Origin of the sequence: Maridesulfovibrio salexigens DSM 2638, from assembly GCF_000023445.1 — a bacterium.
In the GTDB taxonomy this organism is placed as follows: domain Bacteria; phylum Desulfobacterota; class Desulfovibrionia; order Desulfovibrionales; family Desulfovibrionaceae; genus Maridesulfovibrio; species Maridesulfovibrio salexigens.
In genome coordinates this window covers 3859653-3880439 of the sequence record NC_012881.1, presented here as the reverse complement: position 1 = coordinate 3880439, position 20787 = coordinate 3859653, and the positions used below count along the sequence as shown (strand labels likewise).

At 48.5% G+C, this 20787-nt stretch carries 20 protein-coding genes; 18 read left to right on the top strand and 2 right to left on the bottom strand.

Annotated features, from left to right (window positions below; genetic code table 11):
* The first annotated feature begins 4 nt into the window (after positions 1-4).
* From pstC to DESAL_RS17690, 5 genes are all read left to right on the top strand, one after another.
* On the top strand, positions 5-868 hold the full coding sequence (pstC, locus tag DESAL_RS17710) for a phosphate ABC transporter permease subunit PstC (protein WP_245543837.1): 864 nt from the start codon (positions 5-7) through the stop codon (positions 866-868).
* Between the two features lie 132 nt (positions 869-1000).
* The gene (pstA, locus tag DESAL_RS17705; protein ID WP_425357289.1) at positions 1001-1849 is read left to right on the top strand and encodes a phosphate ABC transporter permease PstA; all 849 of its coding nucleotides are present in this window, start codon (positions 1001-1003) and stop codon (positions 1847-1849) included.
* Positions 1850-2021: 172 nt separating this feature from the next.
* Positions 2022-4019 (top strand): heparinase II/III family protein, encoded by a 1998-nt coding sequence (locus tag DESAL_RS17700; RefSeq protein WP_015853334.1) that lies wholly within the window; start codon positions 2022-2024, stop codon positions 4017-4019.
* An 8-nt stretch (positions 4020-4027) separates the two neighbouring features.
* Positions 4028-5341 carry a nucleotide sugar dehydrogenase gene (locus tag DESAL_RS17695; RefSeq protein ID WP_015853333.1) on the top strand — a complete coding sequence of 438 codons (1314 nt, stop codon included), beginning with the start codon at positions 4028-4030 and terminating at the stop codon, positions 5339-5341.
* A gap of 31 nt (positions 5342-5372) precedes the next feature.
* Positions 5373-6557, top strand: a complete 1185-nt coding sequence (locus tag DESAL_RS17690) for a glycosyltransferase family 4 protein (RefSeq protein ID WP_015853332.1) — start codon at positions 5373-5375, stop codon at positions 6555-6557.
* A gap of 37 nt (positions 6558-6594) precedes the next feature.
* Here the strand turns inward: DESAL_RS17690 and DESAL_RS17685 are convergent, their stop codons facing one another.
* Together DESAL_RS17685 and mnmL are read right to left on the bottom strand one after the other, a co-directional pair.
* Positions 6595-7494 carry a sensor domain-containing diguanylate cyclase gene (locus DESAL_RS17685; protein ID WP_015853331.1) on the bottom strand — a complete coding sequence of 300 codons (900 nt, stop codon included), beginning with the start codon at positions 7492-7494 and terminating at the stop codon, positions 6595-6597.
* A gap of 99 nt (positions 7495-7593) precedes the next feature.
* The gene (gene mnmL, locus DESAL_RS17680) at positions 7594-8547 is read right to left on the bottom strand and encodes a tRNA modification radical SAM protein MnmL/YtqA (protein WP_015853330.1); all 954 of its coding nucleotides are present in this window, start codon (positions 8545-8547) and stop codon (positions 7594-7596) included.
* Positions 8548-8779: 232 nt separating this feature from the next.
* Here mnmL and DESAL_RS17675 point away from each other — a divergent pair, with 232 nt between their 5' ends.
* The 13 genes from DESAL_RS17675 to DESAL_RS17615 all read left to right on the top strand — a co-directional run bounded on the left by DESAL_RS17675 (position 8780) and on the right by DESAL_RS17615 (position 20694).
* On the top strand, positions 8780-9820 hold the full coding sequence (locus tag DESAL_RS17675) for a rod shape-determining protein (RefSeq protein ID WP_015853329.1): 1041 nt from the start codon (positions 8780-8782) through the stop codon (positions 9818-9820).
* Positions 9821-10040: 220 nt separating this feature from the next.
* Positions 10041-10931, top strand: coding sequence for a rod shape-determining protein MreC (gene mreC / locus DESAL_RS17670; RefSeq protein WP_015853328.1), 891 nt, complete (start codon positions 10041-10043; stop codon positions 10929-10931).
* Positions 10932-10934: 3 nt separating this feature from the next.
* The gene (locus tag DESAL_RS17665) at positions 10935-11396 is read left to right on the top strand and encodes a hypothetical protein (RefSeq protein WP_015853327.1); all 462 of its coding nucleotides are present in this window, start codon (positions 10935-10937) and stop codon (positions 11394-11396) included.
* A complete protein-coding gene (mrdA, locus tag DESAL_RS17660; protein ID WP_015853326.1) occupies positions 11383-13179 on the top strand; it encodes a penicillin-binding protein 2 in 1797 nt (598 codons plus the stop codon). Before DESAL_RS17665 ends, mrdA begins: the two co-directional genes overlap by 14 nt.
* Entirely contained in the window at positions 13179-14294 is a 1116-nt protein-coding gene (gene rodA, locus DESAL_RS17655) for a rod shape-determining protein RodA (RefSeq protein WP_015853325.1), read from the top strand. Before mrdA ends, rodA begins: the two co-directional genes overlap by 1 nt.
* 50 nt (positions 14295-14344) lie before the next feature.
* On the top strand, positions 14345-14713 hold the full coding sequence (locus tag DESAL_RS17650) for a bactofilin family protein (protein WP_015853324.1): 369 nt from the start codon (positions 14345-14347) through the stop codon (positions 14711-14713).
* A gap of 142 nt (positions 14714-14855) precedes the next feature.
* Positions 14856-15272: a F0F1 ATP synthase subunit B gene (locus DESAL_RS17645; protein ID WP_015853323.1), complete on the top strand. Its 417-nt coding sequence runs from the start codon at positions 14856-14858 to the stop codon at positions 15270-15272.
* A 45-nt stretch (positions 15273-15317) separates the two neighbouring features.
* On the top strand, positions 15318-15872 hold the full coding sequence (atpF, locus tag DESAL_RS17640) for a F0F1 ATP synthase subunit B (RefSeq protein ID WP_015853322.1): 555 nt from the start codon (positions 15318-15320) through the stop codon (positions 15870-15872).
* Positions 15872-16423, top strand: a complete 552-nt coding sequence (locus DESAL_RS17635) for a F0F1 ATP synthase subunit delta (protein ID WP_015853321.1) — start codon at positions 15872-15874, stop codon at positions 16421-16423. The genes atpF and DESAL_RS17635 overlap by 1 nt, the downstream gene beginning before the upstream one ends.
* Positions 16424-16427: 4 nt before the next feature.
* On the top strand, positions 16428-17936 hold the full coding sequence (gene atpA / locus DESAL_RS17630) for a F0F1 ATP synthase subunit alpha (protein ID WP_015853320.1): 1509 nt from the start codon (positions 16428-16430) through the stop codon (positions 17934-17936).
* 15 nt (positions 17937-17951) lie between these two features.
* A complete protein-coding gene (locus tag DESAL_RS17625; RefSeq protein ID WP_015853319.1) occupies positions 17952-18830 on the top strand; it encodes a F0F1 ATP synthase subunit gamma in 879 nt (292 codons plus the stop codon).
* A gap of 17 nt (positions 18831-18847) precedes the next feature.
* Positions 18848-20251, top strand: coding sequence for a F0F1 ATP synthase subunit beta (gene atpD, locus DESAL_RS17620; RefSeq protein WP_015853318.1), 1404 nt, complete (start codon positions 18848-18850; stop codon positions 20249-20251).
* A 14-nt stretch (positions 20252-20265) separates the two neighbouring features.
* Positions 20266-20694, top strand: a complete 429-nt coding sequence (locus tag DESAL_RS17615; protein ID WP_015853317.1) for a F0F1 ATP synthase subunit epsilon — start codon at positions 20266-20268, stop codon at positions 20692-20694.
* Positions 20695-20787: the final 93 nt, after the last annotated feature.

Below are 20787 nucleotides of genomic sequence, written 5' to 3'. Positions count from 1 at the left end.
GCGCATAATTCACTCTATTTTTCTGGGAACAGCTTTTACCTCGATTCTGGTCCTCTTCCTGATCATGATGTTTCTTTTCATCGAAGGCCTGCCCATATTCAAGCATGTTTCCGTAACTGATTTTATTTTCGGTCACGAATGGTATCCCACTGATGAAGATCCCGCATTCGGTATCTGGCCCTTGATTGTCGGTTCCGGAACGGTGACCATGCTTTCATCACTTATCGCAATCCCACTCGGTGTAATGACTGCGATTTATCTTGCTGAAATCGCTCCGCTCAAGGTGCGCAACATTGTTAAGCCGGCAGTCGAAATGCTGGCCGCCCTGCCTTCTGTTGTTATCGGTTTTTTCGGTATGGTTGTGGTCGCTCCGTTCTTGCAGGAAACGTTTGATATCGCGGTTGGACTGAACCTTTTCAATGCTTCGGTCATGCTCGCTTTTATGGCTGTGCCGACTATTACCAGTATTTCCGAGGATGCACTCTATTCAGTTCCCCCGGAACTTAAAGAGGCCTCCCTCGCTCTTGGTGCCACCCACTGGCAGTCCATTTATAAAGTTATCGTACCGGCTTCACTTTCCGGCATTTCTACCGGGGTTATCCTTGGTATGGCCCGTTCAATCGGCGAGACCATGGTTGTTCTCATGGTTGCCGGTGGCGCAGGGCTGTTGCCGACCTCAATCTTTGATCCAGTCCGTCCCATGCCAGCATCAATTGCTGCTGAAATGGGTGAAGCTCCTTTTCATAGTGATCATTACTATGCGCTCTTCGCAATCGGCATGGTGCTTTTCCTGTTTACCATGGCTTTCAACCTCATCGCTGATTACGTGGCCCATAAATACAAACAGGTCGGTTCCGCCTCCCTGTAACTGAAACGCACGGGAAAACAATTGGTGAAAGAAATGAATAATGCTGAAACAATAGAACAAGTGGAATCCATGATGGAAAGTAATATTGAAGTAGCCGAGACCATGATGGAACCGGAAAAAAATAATTATTCAATGCGGGAGAAGATCCAGAAAGTGGTCTTTATGTTGTTCAAGGCTGCTGCTGCCGTTAACGGCCTTGCTCTGCTTATTATCGTCGGCTTCGTGCTTTACTACGGCCTCCCGGCCATGAGCTGGGAGTTCCTTACTGAAAACCCGCGTGAGTCCATGACCGCAGGCGGTATTTTCCCCTGTATTGTGGGCACTATCGTGCTTAGTTACGGCGCCTTGATGATTGCACTGCCTTGGGGAATCGCAACAGCCATCTATCTCAATGAATATGCAACTTCACCTCGACTGGTACGTATTATTCGTCTGGGAATCAATAACCTTGCAGGTGTTCCATCCGTTGTTTTCGGGCTCTTCGGGCTTTCCCTGTTTGTTACCGTTATGGGGATGGGCGTAAGCATTATGGCCGGGGTCTGTACCCTCGGCGCACTGGCCCTGCCGCTGGTAATCGGGGCATCCGAGGAAGCGCTTCGCTCTGTTCCCCAGACCTACCGTGAAGCCTCACTCGGCCTCGGAGCGACCAAATGGCAGACTATTTATAAAGTTGTACTGCCCGCAGCTTTGCCCGGAATGCTCACCGGTGCAATCCTGACCCTTTCAAGGGCTGCCGGGGAAACCGCTGCGATCATGTTCACTGCAGCCGTGTTCTTCACCCCGGAAATGCCGGAATCCCTTTTTGATGATGTAATGGCTCTTCCTTATCATATCTATGTTTTGGCAACAGCCGGTACTGAAATCGAAAAGACAAGGCATATCCAGTACGGCACATCTCTAGTATTGATCACCCTTGTGCTGAGTATGAACATGCTGGCTATTTACATCAGGGCAAAGATGCAGAAAAAAGGTAATAAGTAAATTTCATCCTCACCCTCTTGACCGTGCTTGGAACGGCCCGTGCGTGTATGCGTGCGGGCCGTTTCTTGTCTTTTGTTTTCGGCAGAAGGGGATGGCCTAATCAAGGATAGAGGTCGAGAATGAATTATGCTATTTTGTAATCTGTCTGAATTCCTATTTGTAACAGGTGGTTATGGTTTTGAATATCAAGAGGTTCGGTTGGCTGATTGCCCGTCTTAAACGGATGAGTGTTACTGAAGTGCTCTATCGGGTACGCATGGCTTGTCTGACAGAGGCGCAGTCACGAGGACTTTTCATTGCAGAGCCGGATGATGCTTCAGGGAAAAGCTGTCCTGTGCTTGAAGTCGATTTAGACCTGCCTGATGCTGGAACCTATCTGAGGAATGCAGACAGAATTCTCACTGGAAATTTTAATATTTTTGCTCTGCGGGATTGTCACCTCGCCTTTCCTCCGAACTGGAACAAGGATCCTTTGACCGGAACTTCAGCGCCCTTGGTTTTCGGGAAAAAGCTGAATTACCGCGATGAGTCTAATGTCGGTAATATCAAATATCTTTGGGAACCTAATCGCCATTTGGAATTGGTGACCCTTGCGCAGGCATATATGTTGTCCGGCGATAAAAAATATGCCCATGCCTGCAAAGAAATGTTGAATTCGTGGTTTGAGCAGTGTCCCTATTTATATGGACCCAATTGGACAAGTTCTCTTGAACTTGCTGTGCGGCTGATAAACTGGTCTTTTACATGGCATTTTCTGGGAGGAGAGGATTCTTTCCTTTTTGCAGGGAGTGACGGGAAAGCATTCAGAGAACGTTGGTTGAAATCTATTTATAAGCACTGCCATTTTATCAATGGCTATTATTCGCGCTATTCATCTGCCAACAACCACCTGCTGGGTGAATATATGGGGCTTTTTGTAGCTGCGACCGTATGGCCTTGCTGGAAAGAGAGTTCTAATTGGCAGGAGAAGGCAAAAGCGGGGCTTGAAGCGGAGGCTCTGAAACAGAATTTCACTGATGGATGTAATCGGGAACAGGGAATCTGGTACCATCATGAAGTCGCGGATATGCTTTTGCTTTGTGCTCTTGTGGGTCGTACAAACGGAGTCGATTTTTCAAAAGATTACTGGGATCGTCTTGAATCTATGATTGAATTCATCGGAGCTATGGCGAATGCAGAGATGTCTGTGCCCATGATCGGTGATTCTGATGATGCGGTAATGGTCCGCTTTGTCCCGGACGAAGAATTTTCCGTTTACCAATCACTGCTTGCAACCGGGGCAGTGCTTTTTAAGCGAGTTGATTTTGCGCAGAAGGCCGGTTTTTTTGATGACAAAAGTCGTTGGCTTCTAGGTCAAGATGGCGAGTCTGATTTTGCCGAGTTACTGGCTGTTCCGCAAAATGATTGCACTGGGTTTCGAAGGGAGTTTCCTGATGGAGGATATTACGTTCTCGGGAAGGATTTCGAAACAGATAGGGAAGTGAAGGTTATCATTGATGCCGGACCTCTGGGATATACCTCAATTGCGGCACATGGACATGCCGATGCCCTCGCAATGGTTTTGTCTCTCGGCGGGGAGGAAATACTAATTGACCCGGGAACGTATGCCTACCATACCGAACGGAAATGGCGCGATTACTTTAAAGGAACATCCGCTCACAACACGGTCCGTATTGACCGTCAGGATCAGTCTGTCTCAGGCGGTAATTTTTTATGGACAAAACATGCCAAGGCTTGGTGTGAGTCATTTGAGGTCTCAGCGGAACAGGATTCTTTCAGAGGGTCTCATGATGGCTATACCCGTTTTGCCGATCCTGTTATTCATTCCCGCAGTGTCAAATTTGAAAAAGAGTCTGGAATTATTGAAGTATGTGATGAATTTGATTGTGAGCAAAAACATGAAATTGAAATGTTCTGGCATGTTTCAGAATCATGCTCTGTAGAAATCAGTGGAAAGAGTGTATTTATAAATACACCGAAAGCTTGCCTTGAAATGTCTATGCCTGACGCAGATATGGAACCGGTGGTAGTTCAAGGTAGTGAGGATTTTTCGTTGGGCTGGATTTCAAGGAGATTTGACTTCAAAGTCCCGTCCCCAACGATAGTCTGGGCGGGGAAGATTGAAGGTAAGAGTCAGTTTTTAACGGTTTTAAAATATACTTTTAAGTAGAGGCGGAAATGAAGGTTAGTGTATTTGGATTAGGGTATGTCGGGACAGTCTCTGCCGGTTGCTTAGCCAAAGAGGGGCATGAGGTTGTCGGCGTTGATCCGAATCAGGTTAAAGTCGACATGATCAATTCCGGTCAGACTCCCATCATTGAAGACCTTATCGGCGATATTCTCCAGCAGGCTGTGCAGGATGGTTCTTTGACGGCAAGCACTTCTGCTGAAGAAGCTATCCTCTCATCTGAAATTTCCTTTGTTTGTGTAGGAACTCCGAGTCAATTTAACGGTAGTCTGGATTTAAGCTATGTCCGCCGTGTTTGTGAGGAGATCGGTGTTGTTCTAAAGAATAAGGATGAATTTCATGTAGTTGTCATTCGCAGCACCATTCTGCCGGGGTCCATGCGTTCATTGGTTATTCCCGCGTTGGAAGCAGCTTCCGGAAAGGTCGCTGGTGTTGACTTCGGCGTGTGCAATAACCCCGAGTTCCTGCGCGAAGGCAGCTCTGTTCATGATTTCTACAACCCTCCTAAAACGGTTATCGGGGAAAGCGACTCGAAAAGCGGGGATATCCTTGCTTCACTTTATGAAAATATTGATGCGCCGCTGATCAGGACTGAAATGGAAGTTTCTGAAATGGTAAAGTATGCCGATAACAACTGGCATGCGGTCAAAGTGGCTTTTGCAAATGAAATCGGTGCCATATGTAAAGAAGTCGGCATAGACAGTCACAAGGTTATGAATATTTTCTGCAAGGATACCAAGCTTAATATTTCCAGCTACTATATGAAACCGGGATTTGCTTTTGGTGGTTCCTGCCTGCCTAAAGATGTGCGCGCCCTGACCTACAAGGCTAATCAATTGAGTTTGGATTTGCCTCTTTTAAACAATGTCTTGCGCAGTAATAGACGGCATATTGAAAGAGGGCTGTCCATGATCATGGGCAAGGGTAATAGAAAGGTTGGTTTTCTTGGATTCAGTTTCAAAGCCGGGACTGACGATTTGAGGGAGAGCCCGCTGGTGGAAGTCATCGAACAGCTTATCGGGAAAGGGTTCGAGCTTAAGTTGTATGATCGTAATGTTAATGCAGCCAAGCTTTTAGGAGCAAACCGGGATTACATCATGAATCGCATTCCGCATATTTCAAAGCTTATGGTCTCAGATATGGAAAGTGTGCTGGATTTTGCAGAGACCATTGTCGTGGGTAATAATTCTCCTGAATTCAAAGACCTGCAATCCAAAATCCGTCCCGGTCAGGTTGTTGTCGATCTGGTTCGGTTTGATGATTCCTCATTGGAAAATGAGCATATTGACGGCATTTGCTGGTAAAGATGATAGTTTAAGAAATGCGGAGATCATTGTGTCCCGAAAAATTTTGATTCTCGTTGAAAATTTACCTTCCCCCTTTGACCGCCGGGTATGGCAGGAAGCTACATCTCTGCGCAGCGCAGGGTACCATGTCTCCATCATATGCCCAACGGGTAAGGGCTATGAAAAATATTATGAAGAAATAGAAGGTGTTCATATCTACCGCTATGATCTGCCCTTGGAAGGTGAAGGAGCAAAGGGATATGCAGTGGAGTACAGCGCGGCTTTATGGCATACCTTCAGGCTGGCTTGGAAGGTTCGCCGCGAGCAGGGCTTTGATGTTATCCATGCCTGCAATCCGCCGGATCTGCTTTTTCTGGTCGGGCTCGTTTTCAAATTGCTCTATAAAACCAAATTTATTTTTGATCATCACGATATCAATCCCGAATTATATGAAGCCAAGTTTAACAGGCGTGACTTTTTCTGGAAGCTTATGGTCTGGCTTGAAAGGGCAACCTTCATGGCTGCGGATATTTCTATTGCCACCAATGAGTCATATAAATGTATCGCCATTGAACGGGGAAAGATGGACCCTGAGAAAGTTTATGTGGTACGCAGCGGTCCCAAGCTGGACCGCTTAAAGTTTCTCCCTCCTGTCGATTCGCTCAAGAAAGGTCGAACCTATCTCGTGGGCTATGTGGGAGTAATGGGTAAACAGGAAGGGCTCGATCTTCTTTTACAAGCGGTCCAGTATATAGTTCATGACTTGGGCCGTCATGATATCCATTTCGGTCTTGTGGGAGGCGGCACCTCTCTTGAGGAAATGAAGGTTCTGGCAGAGGAATTGCGGGTATCCGATTACGTCACCTTTACCGGCCGAGTTCCTGATCAGGAACTGCTGGAAATGCTCAATACTGCCGACATCTGTGTGAATCCTGACCGGGCGAATGAAATGAATGACAAATCCACAATGAATAAAATTATGGAATACATGGCCCTTGGGAAACCCATAGTCCAGTTTGATTTGACTGAGGGGCGTTTTTCCGCGCAGGGGGCCTCTCTCTACGCTGCGCCGAATGATTATAAGGATATGGGCGATAAGATCTTACAATTGCTGGATTCTCCGGATATAAGGGAGAAAATGGGCGCATTGGGATATCGCAGAGTAAGGAACGAACTGGAGTGGAAGTACGAAGAACCCAAGTTGTTGCAGGCTTATGATGCTGTGTTCGACTAGAGTAATTAAAGTTCTGCCTGTTAGTGAGTGTGCGGAATTATTTATCTATGTGAATGCAGTTACGACCGGATTGTTTGCACAAATATGCTTTTTCGTCGGCTCGCTTGATCGCTGAGCAAATGGTTTCATTTGGTTTAACAATAGTTCCACCAATTGAAGCCGTGACGGATATGCTCGCTTTTTCAGTGTCAATCCATGAAAGCTCAATCAATTTGCGAATGCGTTCAGCGAGAGAACCTAATTTTTCAGCATCAACATGAGGGACAAAGATCACAAATTCTTCTCCTCCCCAGCGGCTGGCAATGTCTGTTGGGCGTAAAGCCGAAAGCATAGTTTTTGCTACCATGGTCAGGGCCTTGTCTCCAGTGTCATGTCCAAATCGATCATTGACTGATTTAAAATTATCAATATCCACGAACAATACGCCGAGGCTCTGTTTTTCGTGTTTTATGGATTCTTCAAAATGAACAGCAGCTTGATCCATGTAGCGTCGGTTTGCCATACCCGTTAAGGGGTCGGTCATGGCTTCTTGACGCAATAATTCAAGATCGTAAGCTAGGTCTGTTTTTTCATTTACTTCGGTAAAAATCTCAGCAGCACCGGTAATTTGTCCCAGTTCGTTCTTCAAAGGAAATGATTTTACACGAATTAAAACCCTATGCCCAAGTTTGTGGTGCATGAAGACCTCTGCTTCCCGTATTTTTCCGTCGAGCATTGTTGCCTCAAGCGGGCATCCGTTCTCGCAAAGGTCAGCCCCTTCTTCGTCAACGTGGCGAAGCAGGTTGTCTTTACAGCTTTTTCCTTCAATTTCAGCAGCAGAATATCCAGCCAGTTTTTCTGCTCCTTTGCTCCAATAAGTGATGGTTCTTTCGGTATTCAGAAAGTAAATTCCATCAGAAACTGAATTTAGAATTTCTTTGTAAAATGTTTCAGTCACGATAAACCTTATTTTGACTTAAATAATTACTATGAGTTCATAGTGCTAATTGTTATTATTTATTTAAGTCAAGTATAGATTTAACCATGACCGTATAGCTTATGTTGATAGGGTGGGGCTATACCATAAGGGCGGTTCGTCAGGGGCGTCGGGCCGTGCACACCCCTGCCAGATTCCTCTTTCTTTCATGGTTTTTTCAATTTCATTAAGCACAGTCCGTTTCATGCGTACCCATTCCGGCGCGATAAGTGCTCCGGGGACGGCATCAGCCTTAAGTCGATGGATGACGATGTCTGTGCGCAGGATGGAGATAGCTTCCACGAGCATGGATATGTACTCATCCTGCTCAATGGGGGTATATTCACCCGCTTCGTAAAGTTTGGTCAGAGGAGTACCCTTACCAACAAAAAGATTATGAAACTTGATCCCGGCAATTGGCAGATCGTTTAGAAAACGGACTGATTCGATGAAATCTTCAGCTGTCTCTCCGGGCAGTCCGGCTATCAGGTGTGCGCAGACATCAAGGCCGTGGCCGTGGGCCATTTTTACGGCCTCGGCAAATTGTTCGGCAGTATGTCCACGGTTGATGCGGTCAAGTGTTGCGTTGTTTGAGCTTTGCAGGCCGAGGTCCAGCCATGTCTCCTTGAGGCCCAAGCTTTTGATTAAAGAAAGTTTCTCATCATCAAGGCAGTCAGGACGGGTTCCTATGCATAGTCCGGCCAGTCCGGGAAGCCCGTTTAACTGGTCGAGGGCACATTTCAGCTCTTCGTAGCTGCAATAGGTGTTGGAATAGGATTGCAGGTAGGCAAGATAGAGTTTGGCGGTGTAAAGTTTGGACAACTTCTCCTGCCAGTGGGCCCATTGCTCAGGGATGGACATGGAAAGACTGTGCAGTCCGGAGCCTGAACCCTGCGGACTACAGAAAATGCATCCCTTGCGGGAAATGGAACCGTCCCTGTTAGGGCAGGTGAATCCGAAATCAAGCGGAATTTTCTGGACCCGTTCCCCGAAACTTTGCCTCAGTCGGGCAGCTAAACCGTAAAAACGGTGCATGAAATCTCCTAATCTGAAGGTTTTAAAGCGGTTTATTTGTGATTTAGTTGTAAAAGTCTGTTTTTACGGACTGTTATGATGGCAGGTCAGTAACTGACCGAAGTGCTGTAATGTGTTGCCTGCTACACTTTCTTCTGCTAGTTAACTCAAAGGATTTTCTTTTGATAGACGTTAAGTCCGCCTCCAGTGAGGTGTTTTAGAATCACATTTTTTTTGGAGTTTCCAGTTTAATATGGCATCGATTTTCGACAAGATACTCGGTTCGTTTTCCAGTGACCTTGCAATCGACCTCGGTACAGCTAACACACTGGTTTATGTAAAAGGTAAAGGCGTTATGCTCAGCGAACCTTCTGTGGTCGCTGTGAAGAGAGACGTTAACGGCGGTAGCAAGGTTCTCGCCGTTGGGTTGGAAGCCAAGAGGATGCTTGGTCGAACTCCCGGTAACATCGTGGCTATCAGACCCATGAAAGACGGCGTTATTGCTGACTTTGAAGTAACTGAAGCCATGTTGCGCCATTTCATTTCAAAAGTCCATAACAGCCGCAGGCTGGTCCGTCCCCGGATCATGATCTGCGTTCCCACCGGGATTACCCAGGTGGAAAAAAGGGCGGTCAAGGAAAGTGCCCAGTCTGCCGGTGCACGTGAGGTTTACCTCATTGAGGAGCCCATGGCGGCGGCTATAGGTGCCAACCTGCCGATCACCGAACCTACCTCCAACATGGTTGTAGATATCGGTGGCGGTACTTCCGAAATCGCGGTTATCTCCCTTTCCGGTATTGTTTACGCCCGTTCCGTACGTGTGGGCGGCGACAAAATGGATGAAGCCATCATGCAGCATGTAAAGCGCAAGTACTCCATGCTTATCGGTGAATCCACTGCCGAATCCATCAAGATTAAAATCGGTTCCGCATTCCCGTTGGAAGAGGAACTGGAGATGGAAGTTAAAGGTCGTGACCTCGTGACCGGTATCCCCCAGAATATTCTGATCACTTCCGAAGAGATCAGGAAAGCAATTTCCGAACAGGTGGATTCAATTGTTCAGGGGGTTCGTGTAGCCCTTGAACAGACCCCGCCTGAACTTGCAGCCGACATCGTTGACCGGGGTATTGTGCTTACCGGCGGCGGGGCACTGCTTAAGGGGCTGGACCAGCTTCTGAGTCAGGAAACCCATCTGCCCATCACTGTGGTTGATATGCCGCTTGATGCTGTTGTTGTCGGTTCCGGTAGAGCTTTAGATGAAATAAACATCTATAAAGACGTAACTATTGATTAATTGTCCGCTCCTTTTGCCGCGGATGGAATCGAGTGCACCAGTTACGGCTGAGGGCATAGTTTTTTGCGGATTTAGTCTGCAAAAAGCTATGTCCTCAGAAATTAAACGCACCCGGATTTGAGATTGATTTCAATTTTCTCAGTCCGGTCTTTCGTCTTTCTGGTTATAGCTTTTTTCTATTTGTTTTTTAATCTCTGCTCGCAATTACAGAGGATTAAGTGTGAAGCTTAAGCGCGCCGCTATAGCCGTCATTATTGGCCTGTTTGTCTACCTCAGCCTTTATTCATGGAATCTGAGGTCCGGACAGCTGGACCGTCTCGCCGGGTTTACCGGTCTTGAAATCGTCAAATGGGTTCTGTGGCCCTGTGAATATGTGCATGACCAGTCGGTTGAGTTCTGGGAAAAGTATATTTATCTCGTGGGCCTGAAGCAGCTCAATGATCAGCTCAGCTCCCAGAATGATTTGATGCGCCTTGAGATTATGAAGCTGCGTGAAAAGGCAGCTGAGGCCGAGCGTTATCAAAAATTGCTTGCGATCAAGCCGGTTCACAACTGGAAAACAGACGGAGCCCGGATCATCGCCCAGCGCATGGGACCTTCTGCAGCCCTTGATTCAATCATCATCAATAAAGGTGTAGTTTCGGGTGTCGATCCAGATACTCCGGTGATAACCCCTCTCGGGGTCGTAGGCCGGGTAGTGGAACCGGGGCTCAGTGCTTCAAAGGCTTTGCTGCTGACCGACTTGAACAGCAGGATTTCTGTTCGCGGTCAGATCCATCGCTCCACCGGTCTTCTGGTCGGAAACGGCGAGGGCGAGTCTTTGAGTGTAAAGTATATGAAGATCAATGCCCCGGTTACAGAAGGGGAAATTCTGGTCACTTCCGGCCTTGCCGGTTTATTCCCCGCGGGACTTCCTGTCGCCAAGATCATTTCTGTTGAGCGTTCTGATATTTCGCTTTTTCTTAATGTGGAAGCTATTCCTTTGGTGGATATGGAGAATACCGAAGAGGTGCTTTTGTTGCACAGGGCTGTTCCTGATACCAACACCCCCATCGGAAATGCCAATTCCACAGCCGGTACCGGAAATTCCACCACAGCTGAAGGGAGGTAGGCCATGTATTCCGCTTTTTGGTGGGCCTGTTTCAGCTTTGTCGCAATCTGGGTACAGAAAATTGTGCCGGGAGTGGATTTCCTTGCTCCGGGATTGCTGCTCTGCATCCAGCTGGAAAAGAAATATCATATTGTCTGGCTTATTCTGATCTGGTCTCTTATTCAGGACGGAATTGGCGGTCTTCCCTTTGGTTATTCCGTTCTCTGGTATTCCTCAATACTTGTATTGTACCGTTGTGGAGCAATGTTTTTTGATGTGCAGTCAATGATGTTCGCTCTTCTCTGCGGAGTTGTGCTCGGAGCCTTGCATCCCGCGCTGACTGCGATGATGTCCATGCTTGCAGATATGATCTGGGTGCAGGACCGCTATATCTTTGAAGGAATCCTGCAAGCCGCAATTTTCCCTGTTGAATGGCTCCTGCTGAAATACATTTATCCGCAAAGGTTTAGACATGAGCCTGTATGAATCTAAAAGCCAGCAACCTCCCAAGAACGGACTGTTGCTCTTGCAGGGGCTTATATTGCTCCTGTTTTGTATTTTTGCCCTGCGTTTCTGGTATTTGCAGATTCATAAGGGCGAATATTTTTCCGAGCAGGCTCGTAATAACCAGTTGCGTCAGGATAATCTCTATGCCCCGCGCGGTTTGATCAGAGACCGTAACGGACAGCTCCTGGCTGTCAACGAGCCCGCCTACGCTTTGGGAATTGTCCGTGAGGACTGCAAGGACCTGGATGCCACCTTGGTGACCGTATCAAAGTGGACAGGGGTCGATCTTGCGAAGCTGCAAAAAGTATTCAAGAAGTCCCGGCGCAGGGTCAAACCTTTTGAGCCCTTGATCCTAGTCCCCAACCTCACCTTTGAACAGGTAGCAGTCATCGAGGCCAACTCGTTGCATTGGCCCGGACTTGAGGTTGTGGTCCGTCCCCGCCGTAAATATCTTCAAGGTCCCCTTCTTTCGCATGTTTTGGGATATGTTTCCGAAGTTGACGAAGCTGAGTTAGAAAATGATTCCGATCTCGCTGTGGGTGACTACGTTGGGAAGCAAGGTCTCGAATCTGTTCTGGAAAAAAGATTTCGGGGCGTCAAAGGCCGCAGGCAGAGTGAAGTTGATGCCACAGGTCGAAGGTTAAAAGAGCGTATTCTTAATCCTCCCATAGCCGGGGAGGATATAGATCTTTCCATTGATCTCGGTTTGCAGGAACTTGGCGGAAAGCTGCTTGAAGGCAAGGCCGGGGCTGTAGTGGTCATGAACCCTGATAACGGCCAGATTCTGGCTTTCGTCAGTGCTCCATCCTACGACAACAATGCCTTCACTGACGGCTTGAGCCAGAAACAGTGGGTCGCATTGCGCGATGACCCCAGAACTCCGCTGCAAAACCGGGTTATCCAGTCCGTGTATCCTCCGGGATCAGTCTTCAAGATGACTGTTGCCGGGGCCGGTTTGCATTACGGGATGATTACGCCTGAAGATACGGTTTATTGCCCCGGTCATATGAAGCTCGGAAAATATGTGTTCCGTTGCTGGAAAAGAGGCGGACACGGGGAAACCGACCTTGAAAAGTCTTTAGTCGAATCCTGTGACGTTTATTACTACAAATTAGGCAAAAAACTCGGCGTAGACCGGATGAGTGAATTTGCTTTTGCTGCAGGTTACGGCAAGCCCACCGGAATTGCGCTGCCACATGAAAAGGGCGGATTGATCCCGACCCGTAAGTGGAAAAAACGCAGATTCGGTGAAATATGGCATCCCGGTGAAAACCTGAACTTTTCCATTGGACAGGGATATACTCTGGTAACTCCCTTGCAGGTGGCCCGCTCTATTTCTTCACTGATTAATGGTGGCAGATTGCTCAGGCCGCAGCTTCTAGCAGGAGAACCTGCTGAAGAGCAGGGCGTGATTCCGCTCACAGACAGTCAACGTGAATTAATCCGCAAGGCCATGATCGCCACAGTAGATAAACCTCGAGGGACCGCTCGCAGACTGCGTACGAAAGGGGTTGTTGTCGGCGGTAAAACCGGTACTGCTCAGGTGGTTAAGCTCACTGATGAGCTTAAGAAAATGAAGGATGAAGATATTCCTTATAAGTATAGGGACCACGCGTGGATGGCCAGTTTTGCAGAAAAAGGAGACCAGCGTTACGTGGTTGTCTGCATGGTTGAACACGGTTTGCATGGCGGTTCCGGGGCCGGTCCGATAGTCAAAGCTATCTATGATTATATTTTCAAAGGCAATAAGGGTAAGAAATAATGTCTCCCATTGACCGCAGATTACTTATTCATATGAACTGGTTCCTGCTGGGACTGGCGGCAATGCTGTTTTTTGTCGGAGTTCTCAACCTTTATTCTGCCAGCGGATTCAGGCTGGAGCAGGGAATGAGCGTCAGCTCATTTTATCAGAAACAGCTTATCTGGGGACTGATGGGCTTTGCCGGAATGATCACTTTTATGCTTTTTGATTACCGGCATTTAAGAACCATAGCATGGCCTTTGTTCTGGATTACGGTAATACTGTTGGCGTGTGTACCTGTAATCGGCAAAACCATTTACGGTGCCCGCCGCTGGCTTGATCTCGGCTTCTTTAATTTTCAGCCCAGTGAAATGGCCAAGATTACCATTCTGGTTATCGGGGCCAAAATTCTCTCCCGCAGTAGCGATCCTCTGAATATTAAGAATCTAGCCTATGTAGTTGGGGTGGGGCTTATTCCCGCAGGGATGGTAATTACCCAGCCGGACCTCGGTTCGGGGCTCAATATTCTGCTCATTCTCGGCGGGATGATTCTCTATAGGGGCCTGACTCCCAAGCTGTTCAAAACCCTTGCTGTGGTAGGTCCATGTTTGATCCCTGTGGGCTGGCTTTTCATGCATGATTATCAGAAGCGCAGGGTTATCTCGTTTATGAATCCGGCCAGCGATCCGCTCGGCGCGGGCTATCATATTATTCAGTCGGAAATCGCCATTGGGTCCGGAAGGGTCTGGGGTAAAGGTTTTCTGGGCGGAACGCAGTCTCAGCTGCGGTTTCTGCCTGAAAAGCACACAGACTTCGCTATCGCTGTTTTCGGTGAAGAGTGGGGCTTTGCCGGAGCTATGGCTCTGCTCAGTCTTTTTTGTGTGTTTTTGTATCAAATGGTTGTGACAGCCAGAGAAGCAAAAGACCTGTTCGGAAGCTATCTTGCGGCAGGCGTATTCTTTTATTTCTTCTGGCAAATCCTTATCAATATGGGTATGGTCCTCGGACTAATGCCGGTAGTAGGCATCCCTTTACCATTCATCAGTTATGGCGGCAGTGGTACCGTCGTCAACCTTTGTCTCGTGGGGCTCGTTTTAAACGTTTCCATGAGACGTTACGTATTTAAACAGGGGTAAGCCGCATGTTTGGTTTTTCAAAAACCGGCTCTGGGGAAAAGGAGATAAAAATGGCAAGAGATGAAATAAATGCATTCTTAGGCAGTGGAACCGATTATCAGGGAAAGCTGAATTTTCAGGGTGCTGTACGTATTGACGGTAATTTCAACGGTGAAGTTGAATCCGAGGGAACTCTGGTCGTTGGTCGCGAAGCAAAGGTAGAAGGCGTTTTGCGTGTGGGCCAGCTTGTTCTCAGTGGACGTGTGACAGGCGAGGTTTATGCAGCTGAGAAAGCTGTTCTGCATAAGACTGCAAACCTGCAGGGTAACCTGGTCACCCCCACCTTGGTAGTGGAGGAAGGTGCGGTTCTGGAAGGGCGTGTAACCATGAGTTCCAGCTCCTCTTCTGCAACTGAAACAGAAACAGAAGAAATTAGTTAAAAAAATAACAAGCCAGTGTTGACGGGGGTTAATCGGCGAAAAGTAACCGATTCATTTTCAAAAACCCTTTGACACAAGCTCTAAATTTAGCTACACCGCAACTGACTTTGGACAAAAATTCACAACCTTTTCGGGAGCAGGCATGATTGATTTAGATATTAGCTTTTTTATCCAGTTAGCGAACTTCATCATCACCCTTCTTGTTCTCAACCTTCTTATGTTTCGTCCTATTCGTGAAATCATCAGGAGACGCGCAGAGCTCATGAGCGATCAGCTCTCCAAGGTGGAAAATTTTAACGGACAGGCTGAAACCAAGGTTAAGGATTACGAAGCTGCTCTGGACTCTGCCCGTAAAGAGGGAATGGAAATCCGGAACGACTTCAAAGATCAGGGAGCCGCTCAGGAACAAACATTGCTCGCCGAGGCCGGAAAAGTCGCAGCCGCGACTATGAAGGAAGCTCGCGCGGAGGTTGCAGCTGATAAAGGTGCAGCAATGAAGGTTCTTGGTGGCGAAGTTGAAGCTTTTGCTCAGAAGGTTACAGCCAAGGTTCTTGGCTAGGCCTAATCAATATCGAAGGGGGGTTTAGCCTTGAAGCGGAAAAACATGATCATGGCAACAACCGCTCTTTCCGTACTGCTGGCAGCAGGCGCAGCCTATGCAAGCGGTGGAGAAGGGGCGCACGAGATTCCCTGGGCAAACTTCGGTTGGCGTGTACTTAACTTGATCCTCGTCCTCGGGATCCTTTACAAGTTTGCTGGCGAGAAAATCGCCTCTCTCTTTAAAGGACGCCAGGCAGGTATCAAACAGGAGCTTAACGATTTGCAGTCCCGTAAGGAAGCTGCAGAGAAAAAGCTCCGCGACGTCGAATCAAGTATTGCTAATCTGGAACAGGAAAAGGATTCCATCCTTTCCGAAGCCAGATCTCAGGGCGAGGCCATGAAGGCGGCGATCATCCAGAAAGCCGAGCAGACTGCCGAGCAGATCAAAGCTCAGGCCAAAGTCTCCGCAGAGCAGGAAGTAAATGTAGCACTGGACGAAATGCGTGCAGAAATGGCTGACAAAGTCATCGAAGCAGCTGAGAAAATCGTCAAGAGCAAGCTTACCAAAGCTCAGCACGAGACTCTGGTGGATGAATACTTAACAAAGGTGGTGCTCTAATGACCGGGAACATAGTCTCACGCAGATACGCCAAGGCGCTGTTCTCCGTTGGCCAGAAGCAGGGAGAAGAAGACCTTGCGGCGTATGGTTTGGCACTGACCGAGTTGTCCCAGATACTGGAAGATTCCCCGGAGGCCCTGAGGCTCTTCCAGAATCCTGTTTTCAGTGCGGATGAAAAGAAAGCCGTACTCGAAAAACTGCTTGAGAAGACCTCGGCAGGACCTGTGGTTAAAAACTTTTGCAGCCTTCTGGCCGACAAAGGACGTCTGCCGGTTATTCCTGAGATCGCAAGCGACTACGCAGGAATGCTGGACAACGTTCAGGGTGTCGTCCGTGGCAAACTGGTGACTGCAATCAAGCTGACCGTTAAGCGTCAGAAAGAAATTAAAACACGTCTTGAAGAACAGCTTAAAAGCAAACTCGAGCTCGACTTTGCAATGGATAAAGACATCCTCGGAGGTGTTGTTCTTCAGGTTGGTGATAAAGTTCTTGATGCAAGCATTCGCGCACAGCTGCAAATGATGAAAGAACAGATTAAAAGGGGTGTGTAGGGCCATGCAGATTAAAGCGGAAGAAATCAGCAAAATCATTGAAGATCAGATTCAGAACTATGAGTCTAAGGTCGAGATGAGCGAAACCGGTACCGTACTGTACGTTGGTGACGGTATTGCTCGTGTTCATGGTGTTGAGAACGCAATGGCTATGGAACTCCTCGAGTTCCCCGGCGGCCTGATGGGCATGGTTCTCAACCTCGAAGAAGATAACGTCGGTGTTGCACTCCTCGGTGACGATACCGGTATTAAAGAAGGTGACCCGGTTAAACGTACCGGCAAGCTCTTCTCCGTACCTGTTGGTGACGCTGTTATGGGGCGTGTTGTTAACCCCCTCGGTCAGCCCATCGATGGTCTCGGACCCATTGAAGCTAAAGAAGAACGTCCCGTTGAGCTTAAAGCTCCCGGTATCATTGCTCGTAAGTCCGTACATGAGCCCATGTACACCGGTCTTAAGTCTATTGACGCAATGACTCCTATCGGACGTGGTCAGCGTGAGTTGGTTATTGGTGACCGTCAGGTTGGTAAGACCGCTATCTGCGTTGACGCTATCCTCGCTCAGAAAGATTCCGGTATCCATTGCTTCTACGTAGCTATCGGTCAGAAGAAAGCAGCAGTTGCTCTTGTTGCTGACATTCTGCGCAAGCACGGTGCAATGGAATACACCACAATCATTTCTGCTACTGCATCTGAGCCTGCACCTCTGCAGTTCATTTCTGCATACACCGGTGCAACCATGGCTGAGTACTACCGTGACGGCGGTAAGCACGCCCTCATCGCATACGATGACCTTTCCAAACAGGCTGTTGCATACAGACAGATGTCTCTCCTGCTTCGTCGCCCTCCGGGACGTGAAGCATACCCCGGTGACGTTTTCTACCTGCACTCAAGGCTCCTCGAGCGTTCTTGTAAAGTAAATGATGACCTCGGCGCTGGTTCTCTGACCGCACTGCCCATCATTGAAACTCAGGCAGGTGACGTATCCGCATATATCCCGACCAACGTTATCTCCATTACCGACGGTCAGGTTTACCTCGAGCCTAACCTCTTCAACTCCGGTATCCGTCCTGCTGTTAACGTAGGTCTGTCCGTATCCCGAGTTGGTGGTGCTGCTCAGATTAAAGCTATGAAGCAGGTTGCAGGTACTCTGCGTCTTGACCTCGCACAGTATCGTGAACTCGCAGCTTTCGCAGCTTTCGGTTCTGACCTCGATAAGGCCACCCAGCAGAAGCTGAACCGCGGTGCACGCATGGTTGAGCTTCTCAAGCAGCCTCAGTACAAGCCCATGAACGTTATGGAACAGGTAGTTTCCCTGTACGCCGGTACCCGCGGTTACATGGATGAGTTTCCTGTTAGCGCAGTACGCAAATACGAAGACGAACTCCAGGAATTCATCGCTAACGCGAAGCCTGAAATCCTGGAAGGCATCAAGACTAAAGGCGCTATTGACGACGAAATCGAAGGCAAGCTGAAGGCCGCTCTGGAAGAGTTCAATAAAGGTTTCACAGCTTAATCCTGGGAGGTACTGATGGCTTCTCTTAAGGATGTCCAAAACCAAATCGTCAGTATTAAAAAGACTAAGCAGATTACCAAGGCCATGAACATGGTTGCGTCGGCTAAGCTGCGTGGTGCTCAGGATAGAATTGAGCGCTTTCGCCCCTACGCAGACAAGTTCTACGAAATGCTTGGCGATCTGGCAGCAGGCGCGGATTCTTCCGTTCACCCGCTGCTCGAAGTCCACGAAGAGATCAAGACCGTAGGTATCGTACTTACCACCTCTGATCGCGGACTTTGCGGTAGTTTTAATGCGAATATGATAAATGCGGCCCTTAAAAAGGCTGCAGAAAAGAAGGCTGAAGGTAAAGCTGTTAAGTTTTACTGCGTAGGTAAAAAAGGCGCTGCCGCCATTAAGAAGACCGAATACGAGATCGTTGAAGCATACAATGACGATATGACTCACTTCGACTTCAACCTGGCTGCATCCATCGGTAACAAAGTTATCGACGCCTACCTTGCCGAAGAGCTTGATGAGGTTTTCCTTGTCTTCGGTGAATTCGTAAACGTAGCCAGCCAGCCTCCGAATACCCTCCAGATCCTGCCCATGTCTTCCGACGCAGCAGGTGAAGAAGGTGAATCCGGTGCTAACAGCGAATACATTTACGAACCTTCCGTTGAAGGCCTTCTCGCGGAGCTGCTGCCCCGTTTTGTTAAAGTTCAGGTTTACCGCGGTCTGCTCGACACATCCTGCAGTGAACACGCTGCACGTATGGCTGCAATGGATAACGCATCCAGAGCATGCGATGACATGACCGAAACTCTGACACTGCTTTACAACAAAACCAGGCAGGCTGCGATTACCGCGGATCTTATGGACATTGTCGGCGGCGCAGAAGCGCTGAAAGGATAATATAGGGGGTTACTCTGATGAGTAAAGTTTCAGGTAAAATTGTTCAGGTTATCGGCGCGGTTGTTGACGTCGAATTTCCTGAAGGGCAATTGCCCAACATTCTGACTGCGGTCGAGATTGATAACCCGAACAACACTGACGCACCTGATCTGGTGTGTGAGGTTGCACAGCACCTCGGTGACAACGTTGTTCGTACCATTGCTATGGACGCTACCGAAGGTCTCGTTCGCGGCATGGAAGTAGTTGCAACCGGTAAATCCATCTCCGTACCTGTCGGTGACGGCGTACTGGGTCGTATCCTTAACGTTGTTGGTCGTCCTGTTGATGAAATGGGTCCCATCGATGCTAAAGAATCTCTTCCCATTCACCGTGCTGCTCCGGAATTCACCGAGCAGTCCACCAAGGTTGAGCTGCTGGAAACCGGTATCAAGGTTGTTGACCTTCTCGTACCCTTCCCCAAGGGTGGTAAGATGGGCCTCTTCGGCGGCGCAGGTGTTGGTAAAACCGTTATTCTGATGGAAATGATCAACAACATTGCGAAACAGCACGGTGGTAAATCTTGCTTCGCAGGTGTTGGTGAGCGTACCCGTGAAGGTAACGACCTCTACCACGAAATGAAAGACGCAGGCGTTCTTGAGAAGTCTGCTCTCGTATACGGCCAGATGAACGAACCTCCGGGAGCACGTGCTCGTGTTGCACTGACCGCTCTGACCATCGCTGAGTACTTCCGTGATGTAGAAGGTGAAGACGTTCTTCTCTTTATTGATAACATCTTCCGTTTCACCCAGGCAGGTTCCGAGGTATCCGCACTTCTCGGTCGTATGCCTTCCGCAGTTGGTTACCAGCCGACTCTCGGTACTGACCTTGGTGGACTCCAGGAACGTATTACCTCCACCAACAAAGGTTCCATTACCTCTGTTCAGGCTGTTTACGTACCTGCGGATGACTTGACTGACCCCGCACCTGCTACCACCTTCTCTCACCTTGACGGTACTCTCGTTCTTTCCCGTCAGATTGCAGAGCTTGGTATTTACCCTGCGGTTGACCCTCTTGACTCCACCTCCCGTATTCTCGACCCCAACATCCTTGGTGTTGAGCACTACAACACTGCTCGTGAAGTTCAGATGGTTCTGCAGAAATATAAAGACCTTCAGGACATCATCGCCATTCTCGGTATGGACGAACTGTCCGACGAAGATAAGCAGACTGTTGCACGTGCACGCCGCATCCAGCGTTTCCTCTCCCAGCCCTTCCACGTTGCTGAAGTATTCACCGGTACCCCCGGCGTATACGTAAAGCTGGAAGACACTGTTAAGGCTTTCAGAGGCATCCTCGACGGCGAATACGATGAAATGGCTGAAAACTCCTTCTACATGGTTGGCGCAATCGAAGAAGCCATTGAGAAAGAGAAAAACAAATAGCATAGGACGCGATTATGGCTAGTAAGCTCCTTTTGGAAATCGTTACTCCTGATCGCAAGGTCCTTTCCCAGGAAGTCGACTATGTCGGCGCCCCGGGGATTGAGGGTGAGTTTGGTATTATGGCCAATCACATACCCTTTCTTTCGGCTCTCGGCGTAGGTAACCTCTACTTTAAAGAAGGTAACCGCACTCACTACATCTTTGTTTCCGGCGGCTTTGCCGAAGTAGGAAACAATAAAGTGACCATTCTCGCCGAAGTTGCTGAAAAGGCCGTTGAGATCGACATCGCTCGGGCTCAGAAAGCTCAGGAAAAAGCGAAGGCTCGTTTGGCTAAAGCACAGGATCGCATTGAATCAGCTCGCGCACAGGCCGCTCTCCAGAGAGCACTTGCACGCCTGACCTGTAAAGATGCGGCCCAGAAGGCCGGGACTACCACTCACTAGAGCTTAGTTTCAGCCTCAAAAAGCCCCATGGCTATCAGGGAGCAGACTGTTTACTCAGTCTGCTCCTTTTTTTGTTTAATCTCTTAGGTATCA

Excerpts from the sequence above, each read along its gene's own strand:
- pstA (WP_425357289.1), top strand. The coding sequence starts at position 1,001 with ATGCGGGAGAAGATCCAGAAAGTGGTCTTTATGTTGTTCAAGGCTGCT.
- DESAL_RS17700 (WP_015853334.1), top strand. The coding sequence starts at position 2,022 with ATGGTTTTGAATATCAAGAGGTTCGGTTGGCTGATTGCCCGTCTTAAA.
- DESAL_RS17695 (WP_015853333.1), top strand. The coding sequence starts at position 4,028 with ATGAAGGTTAGTGTATTTGGATTAGGGTATGTCGGGACAGTCTCTGCC.
- mnmL (WP_015853330.1), bottom strand. The coding sequence starts at position 8,547 with ATGCACCGTTTTTACGGTTTAGCTGCCCGACTGAGGCAAAGTTTCGGG.
- DESAL_RS17675 (WP_015853329.1), top strand. The coding sequence starts at position 8,780 with ATGGCATCGATTTTCGACAAGATACTCGGTTCGTTTTCCAGTGACCTT.
- DESAL_RS17665 (WP_015853327.1), top strand. The coding sequence starts at position 10,935 with ATGTATTCCGCTTTTTGGTGGGCCTGTTTCAGCTTTGTCGCAATCTGG.
- mrdA (WP_015853326.1), top strand. The coding sequence starts at position 11,383 with ATGAGCCTGTATGAATCTAAAAGCCAGCAACCTCCCAAGAACGGACTG.
- rodA (WP_015853325.1), top strand. The coding sequence starts at position 13,179 with ATGTCTCCCATTGACCGCAGATTACTTATTCATATGAACTGGTTCCTG.
- DESAL_RS17650 (WP_015853324.1), top strand. The coding sequence starts at position 14,345 with ATGGCAAGAGATGAAATAAATGCATTCTTAGGCAGTGGAACCGATTAT.
- DESAL_RS17645 (WP_015853323.1), top strand. The coding sequence starts at position 14,856 with ATGATTGATTTAGATATTAGCTTTTTTATCCAGTTAGCGAACTTCATC.
- atpF (WP_015853322.1), top strand. The coding sequence starts at position 15,318 with ATGATCATGGCAACAACCGCTCTTTCCGTACTGCTGGCAGCAGGCGCA.
- DESAL_RS17635 (WP_015853321.1), top strand. The coding sequence starts at position 15,872 with ATGACCGGGAACATAGTCTCACGCAGATACGCCAAGGCGCTGTTCTCC.
- atpA (WP_015853320.1), top strand. The coding sequence starts at position 16,428 with ATGCAGATTAAAGCGGAAGAAATCAGCAAAATCATTGAAGATCAGATT.
- DESAL_RS17625 (WP_015853319.1), top strand. The coding sequence starts at position 17,952 with ATGGCTTCTCTTAAGGATGTCCAAAACCAAATCGTCAGTATTAAAAAG.
- atpD (WP_015853318.1), top strand. The coding sequence starts at position 18,848 with ATGAGTAAAGTTTCAGGTAAAATTGTTCAGGTTATCGGCGCGGTTGTT.
- DESAL_RS17615 (WP_015853317.1), top strand. The coding sequence starts at position 20,266 with ATGGCTAGTAAGCTCCTTTTGGAAATCGTTACTCCTGATCGCAAGGTC.